Here is a 21876-nt window from a genome sequence, read left to right as displayed (position 1 = left end):
CTAGTTTAAACCTAAGCAAATTCAAGTAACACCTGCCCACTAACCACCTGATCTTTCTCATTAACTAAGATTTTAGCAATTTTCCCATTACGCTCAGCAACAAGTATATTCTCCATTTTCATGGCAGTTAAAACCATAATCTCTTGACCAATAACTACCGTACTACCTTCTTGAATCTTAATTGCAATAATTTGTCCTGCAAGCGGGGCATGCAGCTCTGTTTGCTCTTCTTGGATATTTTTTGTAATCATCAACGCTTCTAGTTCAGACATCCGTGGAGAACGGACATAAGCTTTAACAGTAATACCTGAATGTGATAACATATAACCTGTTAAGATATTGCCAATTTTTACATTGGCTTTTCTACCATTTACAATACAGGAAAAGAGTCTACTACCTAAGTTCCAGTTACTACGGATATAAATTCTATCATTTTCTTGTCTTATATTATAACCATAATCTACTGATTTAATTAAAACTGGAAATAGTTTATCATCAATTGATACAACCCATCTAGTACCGATTTTATTAGTTTGATCGACTATTTGACCAGAAATTAACGAAGCACGTTTTTGCTCCGCAATATAAACAAAAATGGCTGTAGCTAGGAATATTTTAGTGATTTCAGAAGTTAAGCTTGCTCCAGAAAACCCATCTGGATATTCTTCTTCTATAAATGCAGTATTTATATCACCTGCTATAAAACGAGGATGTGATATTACTGCTTCTAAGAAACTAATATTATGAGAAATACCTTGTATTATGTAAGCACTTAAAGCAGAACGCATAACCTCAATAGCTTGTTCTCTAGTCTCTCCGTAAGTACAAAGTTTTGCAATCATTGAATCATAAAACATACTAACTTCTCCACCAAGTCCAAGACCTGTATCCACACGTATATTAGCATTTTTTGGTGGTTCTACATATTCAGTAATTCTACCGCTAGACGACAGAAATCCACGCATGGGGTTTTCTGCACAAATTCTAGATTCAAACGCATGCCCTTTTAATTTTATATCTTCTTGAGAAAATGATAATTTTTCACCAGCAGCAATTTTTATCATCTCTTCTACTATGTCAATACCAGTGATCAGTTCAGTTACTGGATGCTCAACTTGTAACCTAGTATTCATCTCAAGGAAATAAAAATTCTTATCTAAATCAACTATAAATTCAACTGTCCCGGCTGAGTAATAACCTACCTTGCTAGATAAAGCTATGGTCTCTTTATACATTTTTTGCCGTATTTCCTCGGTAATAAAGGAGCTTGGGGCTTCTTCAATCACTTTTTGATGATAACGTTGAATTGAACATTCTCGCTCACCAAGACAAACACTGTTACCATACTGATCAGCTAATAATTGTATTTCAATATGCCTAGGGGACTGAATCAATTTTTCAATGAATAATCTACCATCGCTAAAATTATTTACTGCCTCAAGCTTAGCTGATTCAAAGGCATTAGCCATTTCTTCAGAGTTTTTTACCACTCTCATTCCACGACCACCACCACCAGCTGTTGCCTTAACTATAACAGGGAAACCTATTTTTTCTGCAATTTCTATGGCCTGATTTATGTTGCTGATAGTACCAATATAGCCAGGGACAGTGCTGACTCCTGCTTCCATAGCGATTTTTTTTGCTTCAATTTTATCACCCATTTTCTTAATAGCAGAAGCATTGGGACCTATTAAGGCAACTCCTTCCCTTTTTAAGATATTTGCAAAATTTGAATTTTCTGATAAAAATCCATATCCTGGATGTACTGCTGAAGCACCACTTGCTCTAATAGCATTTACAATATTTTTAATTGACAAATAGCTCTCAGTGGCAGGAGAATTGCCGATATAATAAGCTTCATCAGCATATTGTACATGCATTGAATGTGTATCTGCTTCAGAATATACGGCAACTGATTTAATACTCATCTTCTTTAGGGTTTGCATTATTCTCAAAGCTATTTCACCACGATTGGCGATTAAAATTTTATCAAATAATGGTTTAGTCATAAAATCTCGTGCTTAAGTATACTAAAGTGGTAAGTTATCATGCTTCTTCCATGGTAATTGTATTTTTTTGTTTTGAAGAAAGTTTAGTGCTTTACATATACGCCATCTAGTATTTTGAGGCTTTATAATATCGTCTAAGTATCCTCTAGATGCTGCAGTGAAAGGAGAAGTAACAGTATCTTTATACTCTTGGATTTTTCGTTTTTTTGATTCTGTATCTTTGCATTCTTCTTTAAATATTATTTCAGCAGCTCCTTCAGCACCAAGTACTGCAATTTCTGAGTTGAACCACGCGTAATTTACATCACCACGAAGATGTTTTGAATTCATCACTATATAAGCTCCACCATAAGCTTTCCTAGTAATTATGGTAATTTTTGGTACAGTTGCTTCAGCGTACGCATATAACAATTTTGCTCCATGTTTAATAATTCCGTTATGCTCTTGATCAGTGCCAGGTAAAAAACCTGGTACATCAACTAAAGTTACTATTGGGATATTAAACGCATCACAAAAACGAACAAACCTTGCTGCCTTTCTTGATGCGTTAATATCCAAACAGCCAGCTAAATGTAATGGTTGATTCGCAACAAATCCTATAGGTCTTCCTTCCATATAACCAAAGCCGATTATAATGTTTCTAGCAAAATCTGGTTGCAGCTCAAAAAATTCTCCTTCATCAACAATACGCTCAATTAATTCTTTCATGTCATAAGCTTTGTTCGGAATGCTTGGGACTAAGGTGTTTAGGGACATATCAACCCGATCAGCTGGGTCTTCGGTACGACGATGTGGTAGGGGACTACGATTTGATAGAGGTAAAAAATTAAAAAACCTTCTAGTTTCTAGAAGTAGCTCTATATCATTTTTAAAAGCAAGGTCAGCAACACCACTCTTTGTAGTATGCATTTTTGCTCCGCCAAGTTGTTCTTGGCTTACTTCTTCACCTGTAACAGTTTTAACTACGTCTGGTCCTGTTACAAACATATAAGAAGTATTTTTAACCATGAATATGAAATCTGTTAAGGCAGGAGAATAAACAGCACCACCAGCACAAGGTCCCATAATTAAGGTGATTTGTGGAATAATACCGGAAGCAATTACATTACGTTGAAATAATTCTCCATAACCACTAAGAGAGTCAACCCCTTCCTGAATTCTTGCCCCCCCCGAATCATTTATGCCAATAACTGGTGCTCCTACTGCCAAAGCAGAATCGAGTATAGTACAAATTTTTTTAGCGTGATATTCCCCAAGAGATCCACCTAACACGGTAAAATCTTGGCTATACACAAAAACCAACCTACCATTTATGGTACCATGTCCAGTTATTATACCGTCCCCAAGAAATTTTTTGTCGTTCATGCCAAAATTACTGCATCTATGTTCAACAAACATTCCTGTTTCTTCAAAACTCTCAGGATCTAGCAATACTTCTATTCTTTCTCTTGCAGTAAGCTTACCTTTTTTATGTTGTAAGGCGATTCTCTCTCCTCCCCCACCTTGACGGGCATTATTACGTTTTTCATCAAGTGATTCAGGAGAGTTTACAATATGTTGATTCATTATGGCTATACTAGTTCATTATAAAATCATAACCTGTAGTATAATAATAAAATGTCGAAAAGATAGTAGAAATTTATTTGAATAGTTATAGAATTTAACTTACTACTGAATTTGTCAGTTCTTTACTTGACAGATGAAATGGTTTAGATATAGACATTGTTCAGGAATAATATTTACTAAATAACTAAATCCAAAGGAAAAAAATGAACTATGCCGAAATCTCTAAGAACACAATGTCATGTATATATAAATCTTATAAAAGTCTTAATGAATCTCCTCTTGATAAGGGACTAAGATCCTTAATTGAACTGAGGGTATCACAAATAAATAGCTGCTTTTATTGTTGCAATTTACATCTTACAGATTCTAGAAAGAATAATGTGCCTCAAAAGAAGTTAGATTTATTACCAATTTGGTCCTCTAGTAAAGAGGTATTTAGTGAAAAAGAAGTTATAGCTCTAAGATGGTGTGAATTAATAACGCGGGGTTTCTTCGAGGAAATTGACGCAATGAAAGATGAAATATTACAGTATTTTTCTGAGAGAGAAATTGTAGATATTACTATTTGTATTTCAATTATGAATGCCTTAAATAGAATAGCTATAAGCTTAAAAACACTTTAACTGTGGGTATATATCTATAGTTTTTGGGTGGTATAACATAAGTGATATGTATTTTATAGAATGCAGTGAAAAACTTAAAAAAGTTTATAGGAAGGGTTTTATAACAAAGGAAAAGCAGCAGAAATTGCAAAATAGTGGGAGTAAATTTAGTGAGAGTAAATTTCAAAAACTGTCTAGTGCTTTAAAACAGAATATAGCAAGAAGAAAAAATAGCCAAAAAGTTCATATTGAGGATAAAAACAAAAGTGAAAATAATTAAGATCGCACCTTCGTTACTGTCAGCAGATTTTGCTAATTTGCAAAAAGAAATCAGTTCTTTGGAAGAAGCTGGTGCTGATATGATCCATATAGACGTTATGGATGGACATTTTGTACCTAACTTAACATTTGGACCTCCTATAATAAAAGCTTTAAGACCTCACACTACATTATCATTTGACGTACATTTAATGATTAATAACCCAGAATATTCGATTAAAGACTATGCTAGTAGTGGAGCGGATATTATCACTATCCATCCTGAAACCACTATCCATCTTGACAGAACTTTAAGTACTATTCAAAATTTAGGGTTAAAAGCTGGGGTGGCATTACTTCCCTCTACAAGTCCAAATTCTATAGATTATATTATTGATAAAGTAGATCTAATTCTAGCAATGACCGTAAACCCCGGTTTTTCTAGCCAAAAGTTTATAGAGAATCAGCTAGAGAAAGTCAAAATTATTTCAGAAAAAATCAAAAATTTTGGTAAACCTATAATGCTTTCTGTAGATGGAGGAATAAATGATGTTACTGGTAAGAACTGTATAAAAGCTGGAGCTGATATTTTAGTATCAGGTAATTTTATTTTCCAATCAAAAGATTATCAAAAACAAATAGACTTACTAAGACATTAAATATTGATGGAGAGTATTGCCATGTTCCTTAAGCCATAATCTAGCCAACTTATAGTCAGGATAAAGTCTTGCTACTAAATTCCAAAAACGAGGACTGTGATTCATTTCAATTATATGACATATTTCATGGGTCACTAAGTATTTTAATATTTTTTTTGGAGCAAAAATAAGACGCCAATTAAAAGCAAGTACAGCCTTACTAGAGCAGCTTCCCCATTTGCCCTTATTATTCATAATTTTAATTTTAGTAAAGTTTATATTATGTTCTTTCGCTAGAAGAGTAGCCAGTTTTGTGGTTTCTAGTAACAACATATCTTTTAAAAACCTTACTAAAGTACTTTTGTGTTGTGAGGGTAAAGAATATATCTGAATAACATCATCCGTGATTTGTACTTTTTCATAATCTGCATCAATATTTAATAACGAATATACTTCGTCAAAGACTGTTATTGTGTTATAATCAAAGGGAGGCTTGTTTAAGAATTTTTGCAGTTTTTGCCTAACCCAAGATTCTTTTTCTAACAAAAATTTATATCCTGTATTAAAATTTTTATTAGGTAAAACTAATTCAGCTCCTGTGTGGTTTATTCTAATGCTAATTCGTTTAGCTTTAGTACTATATCTTACTGGAATGTTAATATCAGACCCTAGTTTATCTAAAGTAATCTGCTGATGTTTCATGTTTGAAATCTAATATTATTTTATAGCCAATGATAGTATCATATGATACTATCATTTTATGAGTAAAAACCCACCTTTTCAAGTAAGTAATAAAATACTTACATTACTACAAGATATTGCATATGAGCTTGGTATTCTATCCGGAGCTAAGCTTTCTTTGCCTGCAGTAAAACTTAGAAAAAGTAACCAAATAAAGACTATCCATTCTTCTTTAGCAATTGAAGGCAATAGTTTAAGTTTAGACCAAATAACCGATATAATTGATGGAAAACCGGTGCTAGGTCCTAAAAATGATATTATTGAAGTTAACAATGCCATTAAATTATACAATAATTTACATAAATTAAATCCATTATCAATAGATTGTTTATTAGAGGCACATAGATTATTGATGCAAGAGTTAATAGTTGATAATGGCTATTTTCGAGCTAGCGGAGTTGGCATATTTAAAGGCAATCAAATAGCTCATATAGCTCCTAAAGCTAATCGTGTTCCATTATTAATTGATAAATTATTTCAGTTCATAAAAGAAAACAAGGATATTCCGTGGCTAATTAAAGCTTGCGTATTTCATTATGAGCTAGAATTTATCCATCCTTTCTCAGATGGTAATGGACGAATGGGTAGGTTATGGCAACAATTATTATTAATGAAAGCAAATCCAATTTTTAAATATATTTCGGTAGAGGTACTAATAAAAAACGAACAAAGTGAGTACTATGACGTTTTAGCTGAGTGTGATAAAGTAGGGGAGTCTACCTTGTTCATTGAATTTATGGCAACACAGATACTAAAAGCTCTGCAACTATATGTTAATAATGTAGTATCGCAAGTCAAAACTCCTAAGTCTAGGTTAGAATTTGCTAAAATAAAATTACCAAATAGTTGGTTTTCAAGGACAGATTATATTCTGTTACATAAGGATATTTCTTCTGCGTCGGCCAGTCGTGATCTAATCTTTGGGGTTAAGGAAGGTATCCTAACTCATAAAGGTATAAAAAATCAAACTTGTTATAAATTTCAATAATAGACTCTTCCGTTAAATTAAGTTATAAAAGAAATCTAGAAAGAATGAGTGGATATATTAATGGAAAATTATGATCTAGCGATTATTGGTGGTGGACCAGGTGGTTACGTGGCTGCAATTAGGGCCGCACAACTAAATAAAAAAGTTGTGTTGATTGAGAAGGAGCATTTAGGGGGAGTTTGCTTAAATTGGGGTTGTATACCAACAAAAGCATTGCTTAAATCAGCTGAATTATTTCAAAAAATTAGACATGCTAAAGATTATGGTATTATAGTAGGTGAAGCAAGTTTTGACCTAAAAAAAATAGTACAGCGTTCTAGAGATATATCGACGCAGTTAACATCTGGTATTAAATCTCTGCTAAAAAAAAATAAGGTTACGATAATTGATGGCACGGCTAGCCTAGGAACAGGCAAGGTAGTAGAGATCAATAATAATGGTCAAAAAATTTTGATTAAAGCAAAGGACATAATAATTGCAACAGGTGCAAGGTCTAGAATCTTAGATGGATTTGAGCCGGATGGCAAGCAAGTTATTACCTCCAAAGAGGCTATGGTTCTTGATAAATTACCAAAATCTATGATTATCGTTGGATCAGGAGCGATTGGTATAGAATTTGCTTCATTTTATAATGCTTTAGGAACAAATGTCACTGTAATTGAAGTGCAAAATAGGATATTACAGGCTGAAGATGAAGAAATTTCTTTAATGGCACGAAAAACTTTTGAAAAAAAGGGTATAAAAATTCATACTAATAGCAAATTGTTAAATCATAGCCAAACACAAGATCATATCACGATTGAAGTTGAGATAGAAGGCAAGAATCACAAGATACAAGCTGAAACTTTGCTGATGGCAGTTGGTATAGTTGGCAATACGGAAAATCTTAATCTAGAAAAAACTAATATCAAAATAGATAGAGGTCATATTATTACCAATCAGTTTATGCAAACTGATGAACAGGGAATTTATGCAATAGGCGATGTCACATCAGCACCATGGCTTGCCCACAAAGCAAGTCATGAAGGTATTATTGCTGTAGAAACTATTGCGGGGCTTAAAGCTCATCCTATAGAGAAACGTAATATTCCAGGCTGTACTTATTCCTCACCTCAGATTGCTAGTGTAGGGCTTACTGAAGAACAAGCGAAAAAAGCTGGTTACCAAGTGAAAATTGGCAGATTCCCGTCTATCGCTAATGGTAAAGCCTTGGTTGATGGTTGTACTGAAGGGATGATTAAAACGATTTTTGATGTAAAGACTGGTGAATTGTTAGGAGCCCATTTGATAGGCGAAGAGGTTACTGAACTAATTCAAGGTTATGTGATTGCTAGAACTATGGAAGGTACAGAGCTTGATTTAATCAATACTATTTTCCCTCATCCAACTTTATCTGAAATGATGGGTGAGTCAGTATTGCAGGCTTATGGTAGGGCTATTCATATATAATTAAAAAAATTCTTTTTGTTACTTAGTGGTAAGCATAAATTATGTTATAAATTGTCCTAGAATTAATATGAGGAAAAAAAATGAGTAAAATGAACCGTGAAGATTATGGAGTTTATCCACCAAGGAGGAGAATAAACATTGTTATGCAGCATGGCGTGTCATTTGGTGCGGCACTTGCTATGGCTATTTCATTTAATATAAACCATTCTGTATTATGGGCAATCGTGCATGGCTTGTTTTCTTGGCTGTATGTGGTTTATTATTGTTTGATTTAGTTTTAGCATAATAAAAACGGATCATATATATACTGCTCGTAAATGAAGAGTTGGTAGACGAAGGTCAACTTCAAGAAGAGCTAGGAGTGTCAAAGTCGAGCAGCGGAGCGTACATTAGTACGTGAGCAGCGGAGATCTTTAGACACGACGACGCCAATTCTTGAAGTTCACCGAGTATACTCTTCTGCTTTGAAGAATTGGTTCTTGCAAATACTTATGGGAGATTCGTGTGCTTACGTACTTCATATACTGCTTGCGTTCGTTCACTCCTTGTTTATTGTCTCCATTCTCCAAATCATTTGAGTATATAAGACGCTAAGATTATAGAATTTTATGGATATAAAAACATAATGATTAACAATAAATTAGTACGTAACTATACTTCTGCTTTATTTGATAATGCATTGGCAAGTAGCTTGGAAGATAAAATATTACAGCAGATTACCATTATTAATCAATTTATCGAGGATAATCCGCAAATCAAGGCTGTTATATTTTCTCCGATAGTAAAGGATATTGACAAATGTAAAATAATTGAGTTAATTACAGAAACCTTTAATATCGAATCTATAGTTAAGCGGTTTTTGTTAATATTACTAAGGCATTCACGTATGCCTATTTTATCAAACATAATAGTATTATACCAACAACTACTTAATAACAGCAGAAATATTAAAATGGTAAAAGTAACTTCTTCTAAATCTTTGCAAACTAGAGAGAAAGAATGGTTAACAAAATATTTAGCAGATGAGTTTCAGCAGAAGGTTGTCATAAATTTCCACCGAAATCAGTCAATTATTGGTGGTATTGTGGTGCAATATGATAGCATAGTTAGGGACTATTCTATTGTTGGAATGTTAGAAAAAATAACGAAAACCTTGAAAGCTACAAAGGTAGGTTAAATAAATTTTATATGAGGAATAACTATGGGGTCTACCCAACAATTAAAGGCTGTCGAACTTGCTGAAATATTAAAAAAAGAAATTGCTAACATTGATCAGCTTAGCGATTTACGAGAAGTAGGGCAGGTTGTAACAGTTGGTGATGGTATAGCTAGGGTATATGGTATCGATAATGTGGAAGCTGGCGAGGTAGTTGAGTTTGCGTCAGGAGTAAAAGGTCTAGCTCTTAATCTTGAAACAGACTCTGTAAGTATTGTATTAATTGCTAGTGATCGAGAAGTCAAACAAGGTGATACGGTAAAAAGAACTGGAAAGATTTTACAAGTACCAGTTGGTAAGTCGTTGCTTGGTAGGGTCGTTGATGGTATGGCAAATCCTATTGATGGTAAAGGCGAGATTATAACTGATACATATAGGAATATAGAGGAAAAAGCTCCGGGGATAATTGTTAGAAAAAGTGTTACAGAGCCGGTGCAAACGGGCATTAAAGTAATTGATGCCCTAATTCCTATTGGTAGAGGTCAGAGGGAGTTAATTATTGGTGACAGGCAAATAGGTAAAACCGCTATTGTTATCGATACTATTATTAACCAAAAACAAGCTCATCTTGACGGTGATGAAAAAAATAAAATTTATTGTATTTATGTAGCTATTGGTCAAAAAAGATCGACTATTGCACAGGTAGTAAAAAGATTAGAAGACTCAGGAGCAATGGAATATACCACAGTTGTGGCAGCTACTGCCTCTGATCCTGTTGCGTTACAATATGTTGCTCCTTACACTGGTTGTAGTATTGGTGAGTATTTTCGTGATAATGGTATGCATGCACTAGTTATTTACGATGATTTAAGTAAACATGCTGTTGCTTATAGACAAATCTCACTACTACTTAGAAGACCGCCGGGACGTGAAGCTTATCCAGGAGATGTATTTTATCTACATTCTAGGTTACTTGAACGAGCAGCAAAAATGTCAGATGAATCTGGTGGTGGCTCTCTTACGGCTTTGCCAATTATTGAAACCCAAGCAGGTGATGTTTCCGCATATATTCCAACCAATATTATATCAATTACTGATGGACAGATTTTTTTAGAAAATGAGTTGTTCTATAAAGGTATCAGACCAGCGGTAAATATTGGTATATCCGTGAGTAGGGTAGGATCAGCAGCACAAGTAAAATCTATGAAGCAAGTGGCAGGAAGTGTGAAACTTGAGTTAGCACAATTTAGGGAATTAGCAGCTTTTTCTCAGTTTAGTTCAGACTTAGACGTTTCAACTAAACAACTTATTTCACATGGTACAAAGCTTAGCGAAATATTGAAGCAGGATCAATATAGCCCTTTCCCTGTTGAGGAACAAGTGGTTAGTCTTTATGCTGGGGTAAAGAATTATCTTGATAGTATTCCTGTTGAACGAATAAAAGAATTTGAGCGTAGAATGCTACAAGAAATAAAACTGAGTGAAAACGATATTTTAGTATCTATTAGAGAGCAAGGACGAGTTACTGAAGAAATGGAACAAAAGTTAAAAATTTTCTTAGAAAATTTTGTGCAAAACTTTAACGCTTGTTCAGTAAGTTAAATCGACTTCAGGTTAAGATTAATTAGGTAGCTATGTCAGGTTTAAAACAGTTAAGATCTCGTATTAAGAGCATTACAACAACGCAAAAAATTACTAAGGCTATGCAGATAGTTTCGGCTACTAAGTTTACAAAAGCCAAAAACCAAGTTAAGGACTCAGAGGATTATATTGGGATTCTGCAGGATATAATGTCTAGTGTGGCATCTAGCAATAATTTACAGGATATGCCTCTCGAACAGAAAAAATTTTTTTCGGAAGAATTATTATACCAAGGTGACGTGAATAGACCTCTTGCAGAAGTAGAATTATGCAATAGGTCTAATATAAATAAGTTACATTTACTAATAGTAGTCACTTCCGAACGAGGTTTGTGCGGAGCTTTTAATTTTTTACTGTCCAAGCAGGTAAAATCTGATATTGCAAATTTGGAAAATGCTGGTAAACAAGTAAGGCTTATTATTATTGGCAAAAAGGGTTATGATGCATTTAAGGGGCAATATTCCCATTATATTGATAATTATTATGAGTTTCCAAAAGCTCATAATAATAATTTGTCATTTCAGGTCAAAGAAAAACTGATGGAGATGGTAGAGGATTCTAGAATTAGCAATTGTCAAATATATTTTAACAATTGTAAAAATGCTATGATACAGATTCCAACTAAAAAGCAAATATTGCCAATTGAAAAACAGCTATGTTCAAATGAGAAATATTTGAGCTATGAATATGAAGGTGAAGGACTTATTTTGCATATGATTAATCTTTATGTATCGGCTCAAATTAATTATGCTCTACTACAAAATAGAGCTAGCGAAGAAGGAGCTAGAATGACAGCAATGGATAATGCAACAAAAAATGCTAAGGAGCTTATTAATAAGTTAACACTAAAACTTAATAGATCTAGACAAGATCTGATTACTAAGGATTTGATAGAGATTATTGCAGGGGCAGAAGCCGTATAAAAAATAAATTAAGGTAAAATATGACAAAAACTATTGGCAAGATTGTGCAGATTATTTCAGCTGTAGTTGATGTGCAGTTTAGTAGTGATGGTAAATTGCCAAAAATTCTCAATGCACTTGAGTGCAATAATAATGGAGAGAAAGTGATACTAGAAGTATCACAGCATATAGGAGACGATATTGCTAGATGTATATCTATGGGACCAACAGAAGGGTTAGTAAGAGGGCAAGAAGTAATAGATACAGGTGAGACTATTAAGATACCTGTCGGTATTGGCACACTCGGACGCATAATAAATGTGGTTGGTGTACCAATTGATGAAAGAGGTAAGATTGATTCAACTGACTTTGCTTCAATTTACAAACCAGCTCCAAGTTTTGTTGAACAATCAACTGAAAGAAACATTTTGGTTACAGGGATTAAGGTCATTGATCTTTTAGCTCCTTATTCAAAAGGAGGAAAAATTGGGTTATTTGGTGGTGCTGGGGTAGGAAAGACAGTGTTAATTATGGAACTTATTAATAATATAGCAAAAGCACATGGGGGATATACGGTTTTTGCAGGAGTTGGGGAACGGACTAGAGAAGGTAACGACCTTTATCACGAAATGATTGACTCTGGGGTAATTGATTTAAAAAATCCCAAAAAATCTAAAGTAGCTCTTGTTTATGGGCAAATGAACGAACCACCCGGGGCAAGAGCTAGAGTTGCTTTAAGTGGTCTTACTATAGCCGAAAGTTTCAGGGATTTAGATGGAGGACAGGATGTCTTGTTTTTTGTCGATAACATTTTTCGCTTTACTCAAGCTGGTTCTGAGGTATCAGCCCTTTTAGGAAGAATACCTTCAGCAGTTGGTTATCAACCAACACTGGCAACAGATATGGGAGAGTTGCAAGAGCGTATTACTTCAACAAAGCTTGGATCAATTACCTCTGTGCAGGCTATTTATGTGCCAGCAGATGACCTAACTGATCCTGCTCCTGCTGCCTCTTTTACCCATTTGGATGCGACTACCGTACTTAGTCGACAAATTGCTGAGCTTGGTATTTACCCGGCAGTAGATCCACTTGATAGTAGTTCACAATTACTAAATCCGGCAATTGTTGGAGAGAAACATTATTCGGTTGCTCGTGAGGTACAAAAAGTTTTGCAGACATATAAGTCTCTGCAAGATATAATTGCCATTCTAGGAATGGATGAGTTATCGGAAGCAGATAAATTAACCGTTACTAGGGCAAGGAAAATTCAACGCTTTTTATCTCAACCTTTCCATGTTGCCGAAGTGTTTACAGGTATAGCTGGAAAATTTGTCAGTTTAGCTGATACTATTGAAGGGTTTCATGGGTTGGTTTCTGGCAAATATGACTATTTACCAGAAGCTGCTTTTTATATGGTTGGTAGCATTGATGAAGCAGTAGAGAAAGGTGAAACACTTAAAGAAAAAGTGGCATAATGAATAAAACAATTAGAGTTAAAATTGTAACACCAGTGAATGTTGTGTTTGACATGGAAGCTCGGATGATAACAATGCCGGGAGAATTAGGAGAATTTGAGGTTTTACCAGGTCATGAGTTATTGATTGCAAATTTAAAAGATGGATTGACAAAAATTACAGTAGATAATTCTGTATTTAAGTACTTTATCTACTCAGGGTTAGCTGAGGTCACGTGGACAAATGTAAATATAGTAACAGAGTTTGCTGTTGATACTAGCAGTTTGCAACTATATGACATAATTAGAAAAATAGACTCTTTAAAAAAAGAAATAGACGAAGAAATTGATGATACAAAAATTGATATTATTAAATTGGATATTGCTAGATATGAATCTTTGCTAGCTCATATTTAAAGAATTAAACAATTCTTCAAAGCAGAAGAGTATATAACATCATAGTACACATTTTTCTATAATCGTCATAGCAAGGCTCTTTAGATGCCGTGGCGATTCAGGTAAACAGCGAAGCTGTTTTTTTAGAGTAACGCTTCGCGTATCCTAGATTGCCGCGTCGCCGCTTTTTCGCGACTCCTCGCTAATAGACGATCAGCAGCCATTTTAATAGTGGTTATATAAAAGATGTAGATACTATAGATATAACATCCTTCTAGGCTATTTTCTTAGATACCAGCCGGGGCCTTACGCCTGAGATGATATCAAAAGTGCATGGATGATACCCTAGGCTATTAAACCGATGTCTTACATCTATACTTGAGGTTAATGATGATAAAGTGTACTCGTAAAATTGAATTTGATGCAGGTCATAGAGTTGTTGGACATGAGAATAAGTGTCAATTTCTACATGGTCATCGTTATGTCCTTGAAGTTACAGTGGAATCAAATGTTACTGATAATCTTGGTATGGTTATAGATTTTGGTTACATGAAGTCAATAATACAAAAGTGGATAGATGATAATTTTGATCATAATATTATATTACACCAAAATGATAGAGAAATGGGGGATAGAATATGTGACTGGACTGGTCAAAAAATATATTATATGCAGGAAAATCCAACTGCAGAAAATATAGCGCTATACTTAAAATTGAATATTTTACCAAAATTATTTACTAATAGTTCTTTTATTATTACAAAAGTCAAATTATTTGAAACACCTAATTGCTTTGTTGAGGTATAAGTGGTACAAAGATGTTGTGTGATTTTAACTACGACCAATGACCAGCAGGTGGTAGATAAAATAACAACTAGCTTATTGGAAGAAAATCTAGCTGCTTGTATACAAGTAGATAATATAGTCAGCTATTTTAAATGGGAAGGCAAGATATCTTCTGTGCTAGAATATCGTATTGTGATAAAGGCTAAGTCTGATAACTACAATACAATAGAAAAGGTGATTACTGATATACATAATTATGATCTTCCGCAAATAATAAAGCTCGACATTCAAGATGGGCTGTCTAGCTATTTAAATTGGGTAACTCAAAGTATCTAATTTTAAGAGAGTGTTTATTAGAGCTAAGATTTACTCAAACTATATAGTCCACTGCTTCCTGAGTTTAAGTCAGCGATGTTATATTCTTCTGCTTTGAAGAATTGTTTTTTGAAAATATCATGGATTCGCATGCGTAATTATACTATATGTACACCTAGCATGCTCACCATTCATTTTCAAATCCAATTCTTCAAATCATTTGAGTATATCTAGAATTCCAAAGTTGGTGTCATCCTGAACACAAGTGGATATTATCTTGAATTTATTTCAGGATGACGTCGGATCAAAACACTCTTTAAATTAATTAAGTAGAACAATGAAATTATGGAAAAAAGTTACCTTGGGATTAATCCTAGGTATAATGTTTGGTATATATTTTCCTGAATATGTATCTTATATAAAACCGGTAGGAGATATTTTTTTGCGTTTGATCAAAATGATTATTGCTCCTTTAATATTTTTTAGTTTAGTAGCAGGCATAACTAGTATGAGTGACCCTACTTCTCTTGGCAGAGTAGGAATAAAGGCTGTTACTGCTTTTTTAGGAACTACTTTTTTTGCCGTAGTTTTTGGTCTTACAGTTGCTCTTGTATTAAAGCCAGGTCATGGTGTTCATATTAACTTTGATGTTGCCTCAAATATTTCACAAGAGAAATCCTTTAATATGATTGATTTTTTTGTGAATATTGTGCCTGATAATGTCGTAGGAGCTTTTGCCAATTCTAATGTTTTACAAATTGTATTCTTTGCAATATTTTCTGGACTTATACTAAATAAAATGGGAACTAGTGCTGCACCTGTTAAAGATTTATTTCATAGATTATCAAAAATGGTATTAAAAATGATCTCAATGATCATTCAACTTTCTCCATATGGTGCATTTGCTTTAACGGCTTGGGTAGTCGGTACGCAAGGTTTTGATGTAATGATTAGTTTATCAAAATTAGTTGCTGCCGTAGTGATTGCCATGATATGTCAATATGGTATTTTTGGTGCGTTAATTTATGTATTTTGTCGAATGTCACCATTACCTTTTTATAAAAAGAGTTTGGAATACCAAATACTTGCCTTTTCTACTTCTAGTAGTAAGGCAACACTTGCCACCACTATGCAAGTTTGTCGTGAACGTCTAGGCATCTCTGAATCTAGCACTTCTTTTGTATTACCACTTGGTGCATCGATAAATATGGATGGGTTTGCAATAAATTTATCTCTTACTACCATATTTTTTGCCCAAATGATGGGTGTAGATTTAGCATTACATGATTATTTAGTCATTATTATTACCTCAACTCTTGGATCTATAGGTGGTGCTGGTATTCCAGGAGCCTCTTTAATAATGCTACCTATGGTTCTGTCTTCAATCCATTTACCGATTGAAGGTGTTGCTATAATTGCTGGAATTGATAGGATATTAGATATGTTACGTACCACCATTAATATTACAGGTGATGCAACAATTACCTTGATTATCGATAATAGTGAAGGTACTCTAGATAAAGATACATATAATTCGGTGTAAAATATTAGCATTTTGGTATTAGTGGGCAATAAAAATATGATATAGTAGTATAGTTAACCTAGACTATACATTACTCCTAATAGGGTTAGCTATATGATAAAATGAGGATATATGAAAGTAGAAGATGTTGAATTAAAAATAGGTGATAAGTCTTTTAATTTACCAATAAAAAAAGCATCGATTGGTCAAGATGTTATTGATGTTAGCGGTATATATTCATTAACAGGCTATTTCACTTATGACCCTGGTTTTATGTCTACAGCAGCTTGTAAATCTGCAATGACGTACATAGATGGGGATCAAGGGATATTAAGACATCGGGGATATGATATTAAAACGTTAGCAGAAAAAAGTAATTTCTTAGAAGTCGCCTATTTACTGTTAAATGGTGAATTACCAACCACTAATCAGTATAAATCTTTTTCTCAGAAAATTACTAATCACTCGCTGGTTAATGAGCAGCTTAGAAGTTTATTTATGGCTTTCCGTCACTCAGCTCATCCTATGGCAATTATGTTGGCTGTGGTAGGATCTTTATCTGCATTTTATCCAAGTTTTTTAAATGTAGAAGAAAATGAACGCGAGTTAGCTGCTATTAGAATGATTGCAAAAATGCCAACTATTGCAGCAATGGCATATAAATATTCAATAGGCCAGCCTTTTATATATCCTGATAATAGTTTAGATTTTACTGAAAATTTTCTCCATATGATGTTTGCGACGCCTTGTGAAAAATATAAGGTAAACCAAGTAGTAAAGAACGCCTTAGATAAAATATTTATTCTCCATGCTGACCATGAGCAAAATGCTTCCACTTCAACAGTACGTTTAGCCGGATCATCCGGTGCTAACCCGTTTGCCTGTATCAGTACTGGCATAGCGTCTTTATGGGGACCAGCACATGGCGGAGCAAATGAGGCAGTAATTAATATGCTGAAAGAGATTGGGACAATAGACCGTATTCCACAATATATTGCAAGAGCAAAAGATAAAAATGATTCTTTCCGCTTAATGGGCTTTGGTCACCGAGTCTATAAAAATCATGATCCAAGAGCAGTTGTACTTAGAGAGACCTGCAAAGAAGTATTAGATGAATTAGGAGAAAATAATAACCCATTACTCCAAATCGCTACTGAGCTTGAAAAAATTGCTCTCAATGACCAATATTTTATAGATCGTAAGCTTTATCCAAACGTTGATTTTTATTCTGGTATTATTTATCAAGCTATGGGGATACCATCACAGATGTTTACAGTGCTTTTTGCTATAGCAAGAACTGTTGGTTGGATGGGACAATGGAAAGAGATGCATGAAGATCCTGAACAAAAAATTAGCAGACCTCGGCAATTATATACTGGGTATGTACAAAGAGAATTTATTCCTTTTGATAAAAGATAATTATAGTAAAATCCTATATAGTCGATCCGTCAAAAAGGCTGTAGACATAAGAGATAATACATGTTCGTGGTCAAAAATCACATCAAAATCCATAAGATTTTCACCTTATTTTGTTCAAAACCTTATGGATTTTCAAAATTTTTAAGTCTACTCACTAACAATGCTTGTTATTCCTAGCTAAAGTCGGGAATCTAAAATGGTTTCCAAAAAGCCCTGAGGTACTATAGGTTCCGCACCGAAGCAGGAATGACACCTCTTGCGTTTAAATATAGTAGATGTTGTGTTTTTAGACTTTTGAAGGATTGACTATTTAACTATTATATTCTGCCAATAGATTAATTGACTCCTCTACACCTGCAAGAGCAACATCGCCGTTACTGTTTTGTCTGTCATTAGTATTTAGATTTTCAGGAGTACTGACGAGATTTGAAGCATCATGACAAGCTAAACTATAGTTTAGCTCAAAACCATTCAAATTTCTTAAAGAATCATATAACATTGAAAACGAATTTGCCTGTGCACAAGCACATAACCACTCTCTTGTGTCAACATCTGAATCACTGATGGCTTGCCCTAGGGTTTTAAGGAATTTATTGCAGTCATCAGATGTTTTATGCTGTAATAGACTTAATACCAACTCAAATACTGCACATTCATGCAAATTTTCATTTACTTGCTTTAAATTATAGTCATCGAAAGACCGTAAGATAAGACCGTAACACCTAGAAAAACTACCTGCGTTTATTGCATCCAGCAAATCACCACTAACAGCTGAAAACAACTTCTTTGAATTATTTTTTTTACTGGTTTTAAAATTTTCTAAGTCTAGTATTGTTAACATGATATCTTTTAAAATAAAATTATGAAACTAATTGCACCATTAACATGATTGGTAACATAATTAGTAAAAAGCAATTTTGCAAGTATTATCTCCCTGGAATATATGCTCAGGTAGAACTTCAAGAATTGGCGTTCCCGCGACCAAAGATCGAAGCTGATCCGTTACTCATGTACGCTACGCCGCTCGACTTTGCTACTGCCTAGCTCTTCTTGAAGTTATACTATCGTCTACCAACTCTTCATTTACGAGCAGTATACCATAATCAAGAAGGTAAATATGACAGTTATTTCACTTCGCCTTTTCATCTCCAGGTAATACATAACTTGGTCCTTGCCAACTTGATGAAAAATCAAATTCTCTATATGGTTGGTCGAGTTTCACTGGCTCATATACTACTTTTGCAAGATTCTCATCATATTTAACCTGCACGTAACCCGTTAATGGGAAGTCTTTTCTGAGAGGATGACCGACAAAATCATAATCTGTTAGAATACGACGATTATCATGACTACCACCAAAAATTACTCCAAACATATCATATGCTTCGCGTTCATACCAGCAAGCAGCACTAAATATTTTGGTAACTGAGGGGATTATGTCATGTTCTCCAGCCTCAATTTTTACTAATATACGTTTATTTAATTTAAGACTCAGTAAATTATACACTATCTCAAACCGATTAGAGCGGTTTAGGAAATCAGCAGCAAACAAATCTGTCAACACAGTAAAACGTAAATCCTCAGATTCCTTAATTGCCGATAGAAATGGTAGCAAACTTTCTATACCAGCTTTATAGCTGGTAAAATGTATATTCAAATCATTTTCAGGCAAAGCAGTTATTTCAAGATTCTGATTTTTTATTAAGTCGTCAATGATATTTTCCATTGTCACCTTCTCTAAATCTAGTAGTTCTTCTAATTTTCTTTTGTAACTGCATTAAACCATAAATCAAAGCTTCAGCAGTTGGAGGGCAGCCTGGCACGTATACGTCTACTGGAACAATCTGATCACAGCCACGTACTACTGAGTATGAATAGTGATAATAACCACCACCATTGGCACAACTTCCCATTGACAGAACCCATTTAGGTTCAGTCATTTGGTCATAAACTTTTCTAAGAGCTGGAGCCATCTTATTTGTTAATGTCCCTGCAACTATCATTAAATCAGATTGACGTGGGCTGGGTCTAAATAACATGCCAAAACGATCCATATCATAGCGGCTAGCAGCAGCTTGCATCATTTCTACTGCACAACATGCAAGACCAAAACTCATGGGCCAAAGTGAATTAGATCTAGCCCAACCTATCAAATCATCGAGTTTAGTTATAAGGAATCCTCGATTTGAAATTTCTTCTTCAAGGAGCTTATCTTGATCATATAGATCTATCTTTGCTTGCATGTCATTACTCCCAGTCTAAAGCTCCTTTTTTCCATTCATATACAAAACCGATGGTAAGTACCAATAAGAAAAACATCATTGAGAAGAAACCAAATTTACCAATTTGTCCAAGCGTAATAGCCCATGGCACCAAAAAAGTTATTTCTAGATCAAAAATAATAAATAAAATAGCTACTAGATAAAAACGTACATCAAATTTGCTTCTAGCATCACCAAAAGGTTCAAATCCGCATTCATAACTATCCAACTTAGCCTTATTATATTTTTGAGGAGCTAAAAGCCTTGGCAATGTAACTATTACCAATGACAAAACTGATGCTATACCAAAAAACACAGCTATAGGCAAGTATTCCTGTAAAATATTAGATGTTTCCAACATTAGTAATTGTACTCCTGTGATTTTGAAAGAAGTAACTTAAACAAAATCATCGCTCCAAAAGAGCTGCAAACCCACCATATTTGCCAAATGTTAAATGAAATCATACCTATTATGTAATAATTTATAAAGCAAGCATAGGCAACTGACTTGTAATTTAACGTATCTATACTCTTCTGCTTTGAAGAATTGGTTTCGTAAAACTGCGGGGTATTCGCGTACTCACGTACTTCATGTACGCCTAGTCCGCTCACCCCTTGTCTTGCGTTCCAATTCTCCAAATCATTTGAGTATACACCTATTTTTTTGTTATTTTCAGTCGTTCGATTCATCTTACCACTTTTAGAAGACTGCACTAAGGATATATTACTAATTTTTTGAATATATTTGTAAATTAAAGATAAAAATAATATCAAACCTATTAAGCCCGTTTCCAATAAAATTTGCATTATATTATTATGTGGGTGTAGAGGAAGGGGAGACCACGTCCACTGATTATAGCTAATCATTTGTTTCTCATCAATTTTAAAATTTCTTGATGAAGCAAATCCATGACCTAAAATTGGTTTCTTGATAATTTGCTTGGCAACAAAGTGCCAAATAAATACACGGTGCTTAGCAGAGTCTGGTAGAAACTTGGCATAGTGATCTGAGGCATAATGTGGTTGTATTTTATATGCAATTATCGGCATCAATATTGAACCAGATATCATAGCAAGGGTAAATAATTTCAAAAAAACAGATTGCAGTGATTTGGTTACTAACAGCCTATTTGTTAAAAATACTAATCCAGCTACGGTAAATGCTAAAAAGCTTGCAAGGCTATCTGAGATATAGAGCAAATAAAAAATTATCAGGTAATATATTAGTGCTAATAAATATCTATGATATGATATAATTATAGCTATAGCTACCCATGAAAGAACTGATAATAAAGAACACCCACGATCAAGAGTGAATAAAAAGAATTGATTTGAAGATTTTGGCTGAAAAACAGTACGGAAAGCCCTTGTTATAATACCGTGAGATGCGTATTCTATAAAAAACAAAGCAATTGCTGCTATTATTCCTATAATAAAGTATATTTTTATTTTACTTATATTTATGGATAATTTGTCAATATTGCTATTTACGATAAATCCTATTAGAACAATTAAACAAACCTGTAGATAGTTAAGTAAAGAGGAGGGGTAATTAGGTGAATAAAAATTTGTTATAAGACACCAAAGACAAAATAGTAATTCCAGTTTCCAATTGGATAACAAAGTTTTTTTAATAGTGGCGTATTTAAAATGAATAAAGATTTTATCTCGCAAAGCAATTAATATAGTTAATAACAACAGAGGAACTGTTACTGCAGCAGAAAAACCAGAAATCAATCCAACTACTGGAAATAGCATTACTAAAATGTAAAAC

At 34.0% G+C, this 21876-nt stretch carries 23 protein-coding genes; 15 read left to right on the top strand and 8 right to left on the bottom strand.

Annotated elements, in window-relative coordinates; genetic code table 11:
* Nucleotides 1-11: 11 nt before the first annotated feature.
* Nucleotides 12-2009, bottom strand: a complete 1998-nt coding sequence (locus tag AAHM80_RS05505) for an acetyl/propionyl/methylcrotonyl-CoA carboxylase subunit alpha (protein ID WP_342259533.1) — start codon at nucleotides 2007-2009, stop codon at nucleotides 12-14.
* Between the two features lie 21 nt (nucleotides 2010-2030).
* On the bottom strand, nucleotides 2031-3575 hold the full coding sequence (locus AAHM80_RS05500; RefSeq protein ID WP_342259532.1) for an acyl-CoA carboxylase subunit beta: 1545 nt from the start codon (nucleotides 3573-3575) through the stop codon (nucleotides 2031-2033).
* A 203-nt stretch (nucleotides 3576-3778) separates the two neighbouring features.
* Here AAHM80_RS05500 and AAHM80_RS05495 point away from each other — a divergent pair, with 203 nt between their 5' ends.
* Genes AAHM80_RS05495 through rpe form a run of 3 tightly spaced genes read left to right on the top strand, consistent with a single transcriptional unit; the run spans nucleotide 3779 to nucleotide 5094 of the window.
* On the top strand, nucleotides 3779-4198 hold the full coding sequence (locus AAHM80_RS05495; protein ID WP_342259531.1) for a carboxymuconolactone decarboxylase family protein: 420 nt from the start codon (nucleotides 3779-3781) through the stop codon (nucleotides 4196-4198).
* A 46-nt stretch (nucleotides 4199-4244) separates the two neighbouring features.
* Entirely contained in the window at nucleotides 4245-4457 is a 213-nt protein-coding gene (locus AAHM80_RS05490; protein WP_342259530.1) for a hypothetical protein, read from the top strand.
* Complete coding sequence (rpe, locus tag AAHM80_RS05485) at nucleotides 4444-5094, top strand: ribulose-phosphate 3-epimerase (RefSeq protein ID WP_342259529.1); 651 nt, start codon at nucleotides 4444-4446, stop codon at nucleotides 5092-5094. The genes AAHM80_RS05490 and rpe overlap by 14 nt, the downstream gene beginning before the upstream one ends.
* On the opposite strand, the gene AAHM80_RS05480 is transcribed toward rpe, so the two are convergent.
* Complete coding sequence (locus tag AAHM80_RS05480) at nucleotides 5083-5775, bottom strand: SprT family zinc-dependent metalloprotease (RefSeq protein WP_342259528.1); 693 nt, start codon at nucleotides 5773-5775, stop codon at nucleotides 5083-5085. The two genes, rpe and AAHM80_RS05480, sit on opposite strands and share 12 nt — an antisense overlap.
* A gap of 58 nt (nucleotides 5776-5833) precedes the next feature.
* On the opposite strand from AAHM80_RS05480, the gene AAHM80_RS05475 reads away from it, so the two are divergent.
* From AAHM80_RS05475 to AAHM80_RS05420, 12 genes are all read left to right on the top strand, one after another.
* Nucleotides 5834-6802: a Fic family protein gene (locus AAHM80_RS05475; protein WP_342259527.1), complete on the top strand. Its 969-nt coding sequence runs from the start codon at nucleotides 5834-5836 to the stop codon at nucleotides 6800-6802.
* A 60-nt stretch (nucleotides 6803-6862) separates the two neighbouring features.
* Nucleotides 6863-8251, top strand: a complete 1389-nt coding sequence (gene lpdA, locus AAHM80_RS05470) for a dihydrolipoyl dehydrogenase (protein ID WP_342259526.1) — start codon at nucleotides 6863-6865, stop codon at nucleotides 8249-8251.
* An 80-nt stretch (nucleotides 8252-8331) separates the two neighbouring features.
* The gene (locus AAHM80_RS05465; protein ID WP_341751782.1) at nucleotides 8332-8526 is read left to right on the top strand and encodes a hypothetical protein; all 195 of its coding nucleotides are present in this window, start codon (nucleotides 8332-8334) and stop codon (nucleotides 8524-8526) included.
* 350 nt (nucleotides 8527-8876) lie between these two features.
* On the top strand, nucleotides 8877-9428 hold the full coding sequence (gene atpH, locus AAHM80_RS05460; protein WP_341755870.1) for an ATP synthase F1 subunit delta: 552 nt from the start codon (nucleotides 8877-8879) through the stop codon (nucleotides 9426-9428).
* 24 nt (nucleotides 9429-9452) lie between these two features.
* On the top strand, nucleotides 9453-11009 hold the full coding sequence (atpA, locus tag AAHM80_RS05455) for a F0F1 ATP synthase subunit alpha (RefSeq protein WP_342259525.1): 1557 nt from the start codon (nucleotides 9453-9455) through the stop codon (nucleotides 11007-11009).
* Nucleotides 11010-11041: 32 nt separating this feature from the next.
* A complete protein-coding gene (gene atpG, locus AAHM80_RS05450; RefSeq protein WP_342259524.1) occupies nucleotides 11042-11971 on the top strand; it encodes an ATP synthase F1 subunit gamma in 930 nt (309 codons plus the stop codon).
* Between the two features lie 20 nt (nucleotides 11972-11991).
* Nucleotides 11992-13425, top strand: a complete 1434-nt coding sequence (gene atpD, locus AAHM80_RS05445) for a F0F1 ATP synthase subunit beta (protein ID WP_342259523.1) — start codon at nucleotides 11992-11994, stop codon at nucleotides 13423-13425.
* Nucleotides 13425-13820, top strand: a complete 396-nt coding sequence (gene atpC, locus AAHM80_RS05440) for an ATP synthase F1 subunit epsilon (protein ID WP_342259522.1) — start codon at nucleotides 13425-13427, stop codon at nucleotides 13818-13820. The genes atpD and atpC overlap by 1 nt, the downstream gene beginning before the upstream one ends.
* A gap of 369 nt (nucleotides 13821-14189) precedes the next feature.
* Nucleotides 14190-14606 carry a 6-pyruvoyl tetrahydropterin synthase family protein gene (locus tag AAHM80_RS05435; protein WP_341747813.1) on the top strand — a complete coding sequence of 139 codons (417 nt, stop codon included), beginning with the start codon at nucleotides 14190-14192 and terminating at the stop codon, nucleotides 14604-14606.
* 18 nt (nucleotides 14607-14624) lie between these two features.
* The gene (gene cutA, locus AAHM80_RS05430; RefSeq protein WP_341755864.1) at nucleotides 14625-14921 is read left to right on the top strand and encodes a divalent-cation tolerance protein CutA; all 297 of its coding nucleotides are present in this window, start codon (nucleotides 14625-14627) and stop codon (nucleotides 14919-14921) included.
* A gap of 316 nt (nucleotides 14922-15237) precedes the next feature.
* Nucleotides 15238-16443: a dicarboxylate/amino acid:cation symporter gene (locus AAHM80_RS05425; RefSeq protein WP_342259521.1), complete on the top strand. Its 1206-nt coding sequence runs from the start codon at nucleotides 15238-15240 to the stop codon at nucleotides 16441-16443.
* Between the two features lie 111 nt (nucleotides 16444-16554).
* Nucleotides 16555-17841, top strand: coding sequence for a citrate synthase (locus tag AAHM80_RS05420; RefSeq protein WP_342259520.1), 1287 nt, complete (start codon nucleotides 16555-16557; stop codon nucleotides 17839-17841).
* Nucleotides 17842-18151: 310 nt separating this feature from the next.
* On the opposite strand, the gene AAHM80_RS05415 is transcribed toward AAHM80_RS05420, so the two are convergent.
* The 5 genes from AAHM80_RS05415 to AAHM80_RS05395 all read right to left on the bottom strand — a co-directional run bounded on the left by AAHM80_RS05415 (nucleotide 18152) and on the right by AAHM80_RS05395 (nucleotide 21860).
* Nucleotides 18152-18682: a hypothetical protein gene (locus tag AAHM80_RS05415; protein ID WP_342259519.1), complete on the bottom strand. Its 531-nt coding sequence runs from the start codon at nucleotides 18680-18682 to the stop codon at nucleotides 18152-18154.
* Between the two features lie 288 nt (nucleotides 18683-18970).
* Nucleotides 18971-19573 carry an NADH-quinone oxidoreductase subunit C gene (locus AAHM80_RS05410; RefSeq protein WP_410521479.1) on the bottom strand — a complete coding sequence of 201 codons (603 nt, stop codon included), beginning with the start codon at nucleotides 19571-19573 and terminating at the stop codon, nucleotides 18971-18973.
* Nucleotides 19551-20084, bottom strand: a complete 534-nt coding sequence (locus tag AAHM80_RS05405) for an NADH-quinone oxidoreductase subunit B family protein (protein ID WP_341747808.1) — start codon at nucleotides 20082-20084, stop codon at nucleotides 19551-19553. The genes AAHM80_RS05410 and AAHM80_RS05405 overlap by 23 nt, the downstream gene beginning before the upstream one ends.
* A 4-nt stretch (nucleotides 20085-20088) precedes the next feature.
* A complete protein-coding gene (locus AAHM80_RS05400) occupies nucleotides 20089-20463 on the bottom strand; it encodes an NADH-quinone oxidoreductase subunit A (RefSeq protein ID WP_341747807.1) in 375 nt (124 codons plus the stop codon).
* Nucleotides 20463-21860 carry an O-antigen ligase family protein gene (locus tag AAHM80_RS05395; RefSeq protein WP_342259518.1) on the bottom strand — a complete coding sequence of 466 codons (1398 nt, stop codon included), beginning with the start codon at nucleotides 21858-21860 and terminating at the stop codon, nucleotides 20463-20465. The genes AAHM80_RS05400 and AAHM80_RS05395 overlap by 1 nt, the downstream gene beginning before the upstream one ends.
* Nucleotides 21861-21876 lie beyond the last annotated feature (16 nt).

Source organism: Candidatus Tisiphia endosymbiont of Metellina segmentata, assembly GCF_964030715.1.
Taxonomy (GTDB): domain Bacteria; phylum Pseudomonadota; class Alphaproteobacteria; order Rickettsiales; family Rickettsiaceae; genus Tisiphia.
The sequence above is the reverse complement of the archived record's forward strand: the minus strand, read 5'-3'. Positions and strand labels throughout refer to the sequence as shown.

Excerpts from the sequence above, each read along its gene's own strand:
- AAHM80_RS05490 (WP_342259530.1), top strand. The coding sequence starts at position 4,245 with ATGTATTTTATAGAATGCAGTGAAAAACTTAAAAAAGTTTATAGGAAG.
- AAHM80_RS05405 (WP_341747808.1), bottom strand. The coding sequence starts at position 20,084 with ATGCAAGCAAAGATAGATCTATATGATCAAGATAAGCTCCTTGAAGAA.
- atpD (WP_342259523.1), top strand. The coding sequence starts at position 11,992 with ATGACAAAAACTATTGGCAAGATTGTGCAGATTATTTCAGCTGTAGTT.
- atpA (WP_342259525.1), top strand. The coding sequence starts at position 9,453 with ATGGGGTCTACCCAACAATTAAAGGCTGTCGAACTTGCTGAAATATTA.
- atpG (WP_342259524.1), top strand. The coding sequence starts at position 11,042 with ATGTCAGGTTTAAAACAGTTAAGATCTCGTATTAAGAGCATTACAACA.
- atpC (WP_342259522.1), top strand. The coding sequence starts at position 13,425 with ATGAATAAAACAATTAGAGTTAAAATTGTAACACCAGTGAATGTTGTG.
- AAHM80_RS05435 (WP_341747813.1), top strand. The coding sequence starts at position 14,190 with ATGATAAAGTGTACTCGTAAAATTGAATTTGATGCAGGTCATAGAGTT.
- atpH (WP_341755870.1), top strand. The coding sequence starts at position 8,877 with ATGATTAACAATAAATTAGTACGTAACTATACTTCTGCTTTATTTGAT.
- AAHM80_RS05420 (WP_342259520.1), top strand. The coding sequence starts at position 16,555 with ATGAAAGTAGAAGATGTTGAATTAAAAATAGGTGATAAGTCTTTTAAT.
- AAHM80_RS05505 (WP_342259533.1), bottom strand. The coding sequence starts at position 2,009 with ATGACTAAACCATTATTTGATAAAATTTTAATCGCCAATCGTGGTGAA.
- AAHM80_RS05495 (WP_342259531.1), top strand. The coding sequence starts at position 3,779 with ATGAACTATGCCGAAATCTCTAAGAACACAATGTCATGTATATATAAA.
- AAHM80_RS05500 (WP_342259532.1), bottom strand. The coding sequence starts at position 3,575 with ATGAATCAACATATTGTAAACTCTCCTGAATCACTTGATGAAAAACGT.
- AAHM80_RS05395 (WP_342259518.1), bottom strand. The coding sequence starts at position 21,860 with ATGCTATTTCCAGTAGTTGGATTGATTTCTGGTTTTTCTGCTGCAGTA.
- AAHM80_RS05400 (WP_341747807.1), bottom strand. The coding sequence starts at position 20,463 with ATGTTGGAAACATCTAATATTTTACAGGAATACTTGCCTATAGCTGTG.
- AAHM80_RS05480 (WP_342259528.1), bottom strand. The coding sequence starts at position 5,775 with ATGAAACATCAGCAGATTACTTTAGATAAACTAGGGTCTGATATTAAC.
- lpdA (WP_342259526.1), top strand. The coding sequence starts at position 6,863 with ATGGAAAATTATGATCTAGCGATTATTGGTGGTGGACCAGGTGGTTAC.
- AAHM80_RS05415 (WP_342259519.1), bottom strand. The coding sequence starts at position 18,682 with ATGTTAACAATACTAGACTTAGAAAATTTTAAAACCAGTAAAAAAAAT.
- AAHM80_RS05475 (WP_342259527.1), top strand. The coding sequence starts at position 5,834 with ATGAGTAAAAACCCACCTTTTCAAGTAAGTAATAAAATACTTACATTA.
- AAHM80_RS05465 (WP_341751782.1), top strand. The coding sequence starts at position 8,332 with ATGAGTAAAATGAACCGTGAAGATTATGGAGTTTATCCACCAAGGAGG.
- AAHM80_RS05425 (WP_342259521.1), top strand. The coding sequence starts at position 15,238 with ATGAAATTATGGAAAAAAGTTACCTTGGGATTAATCCTAGGTATAATG.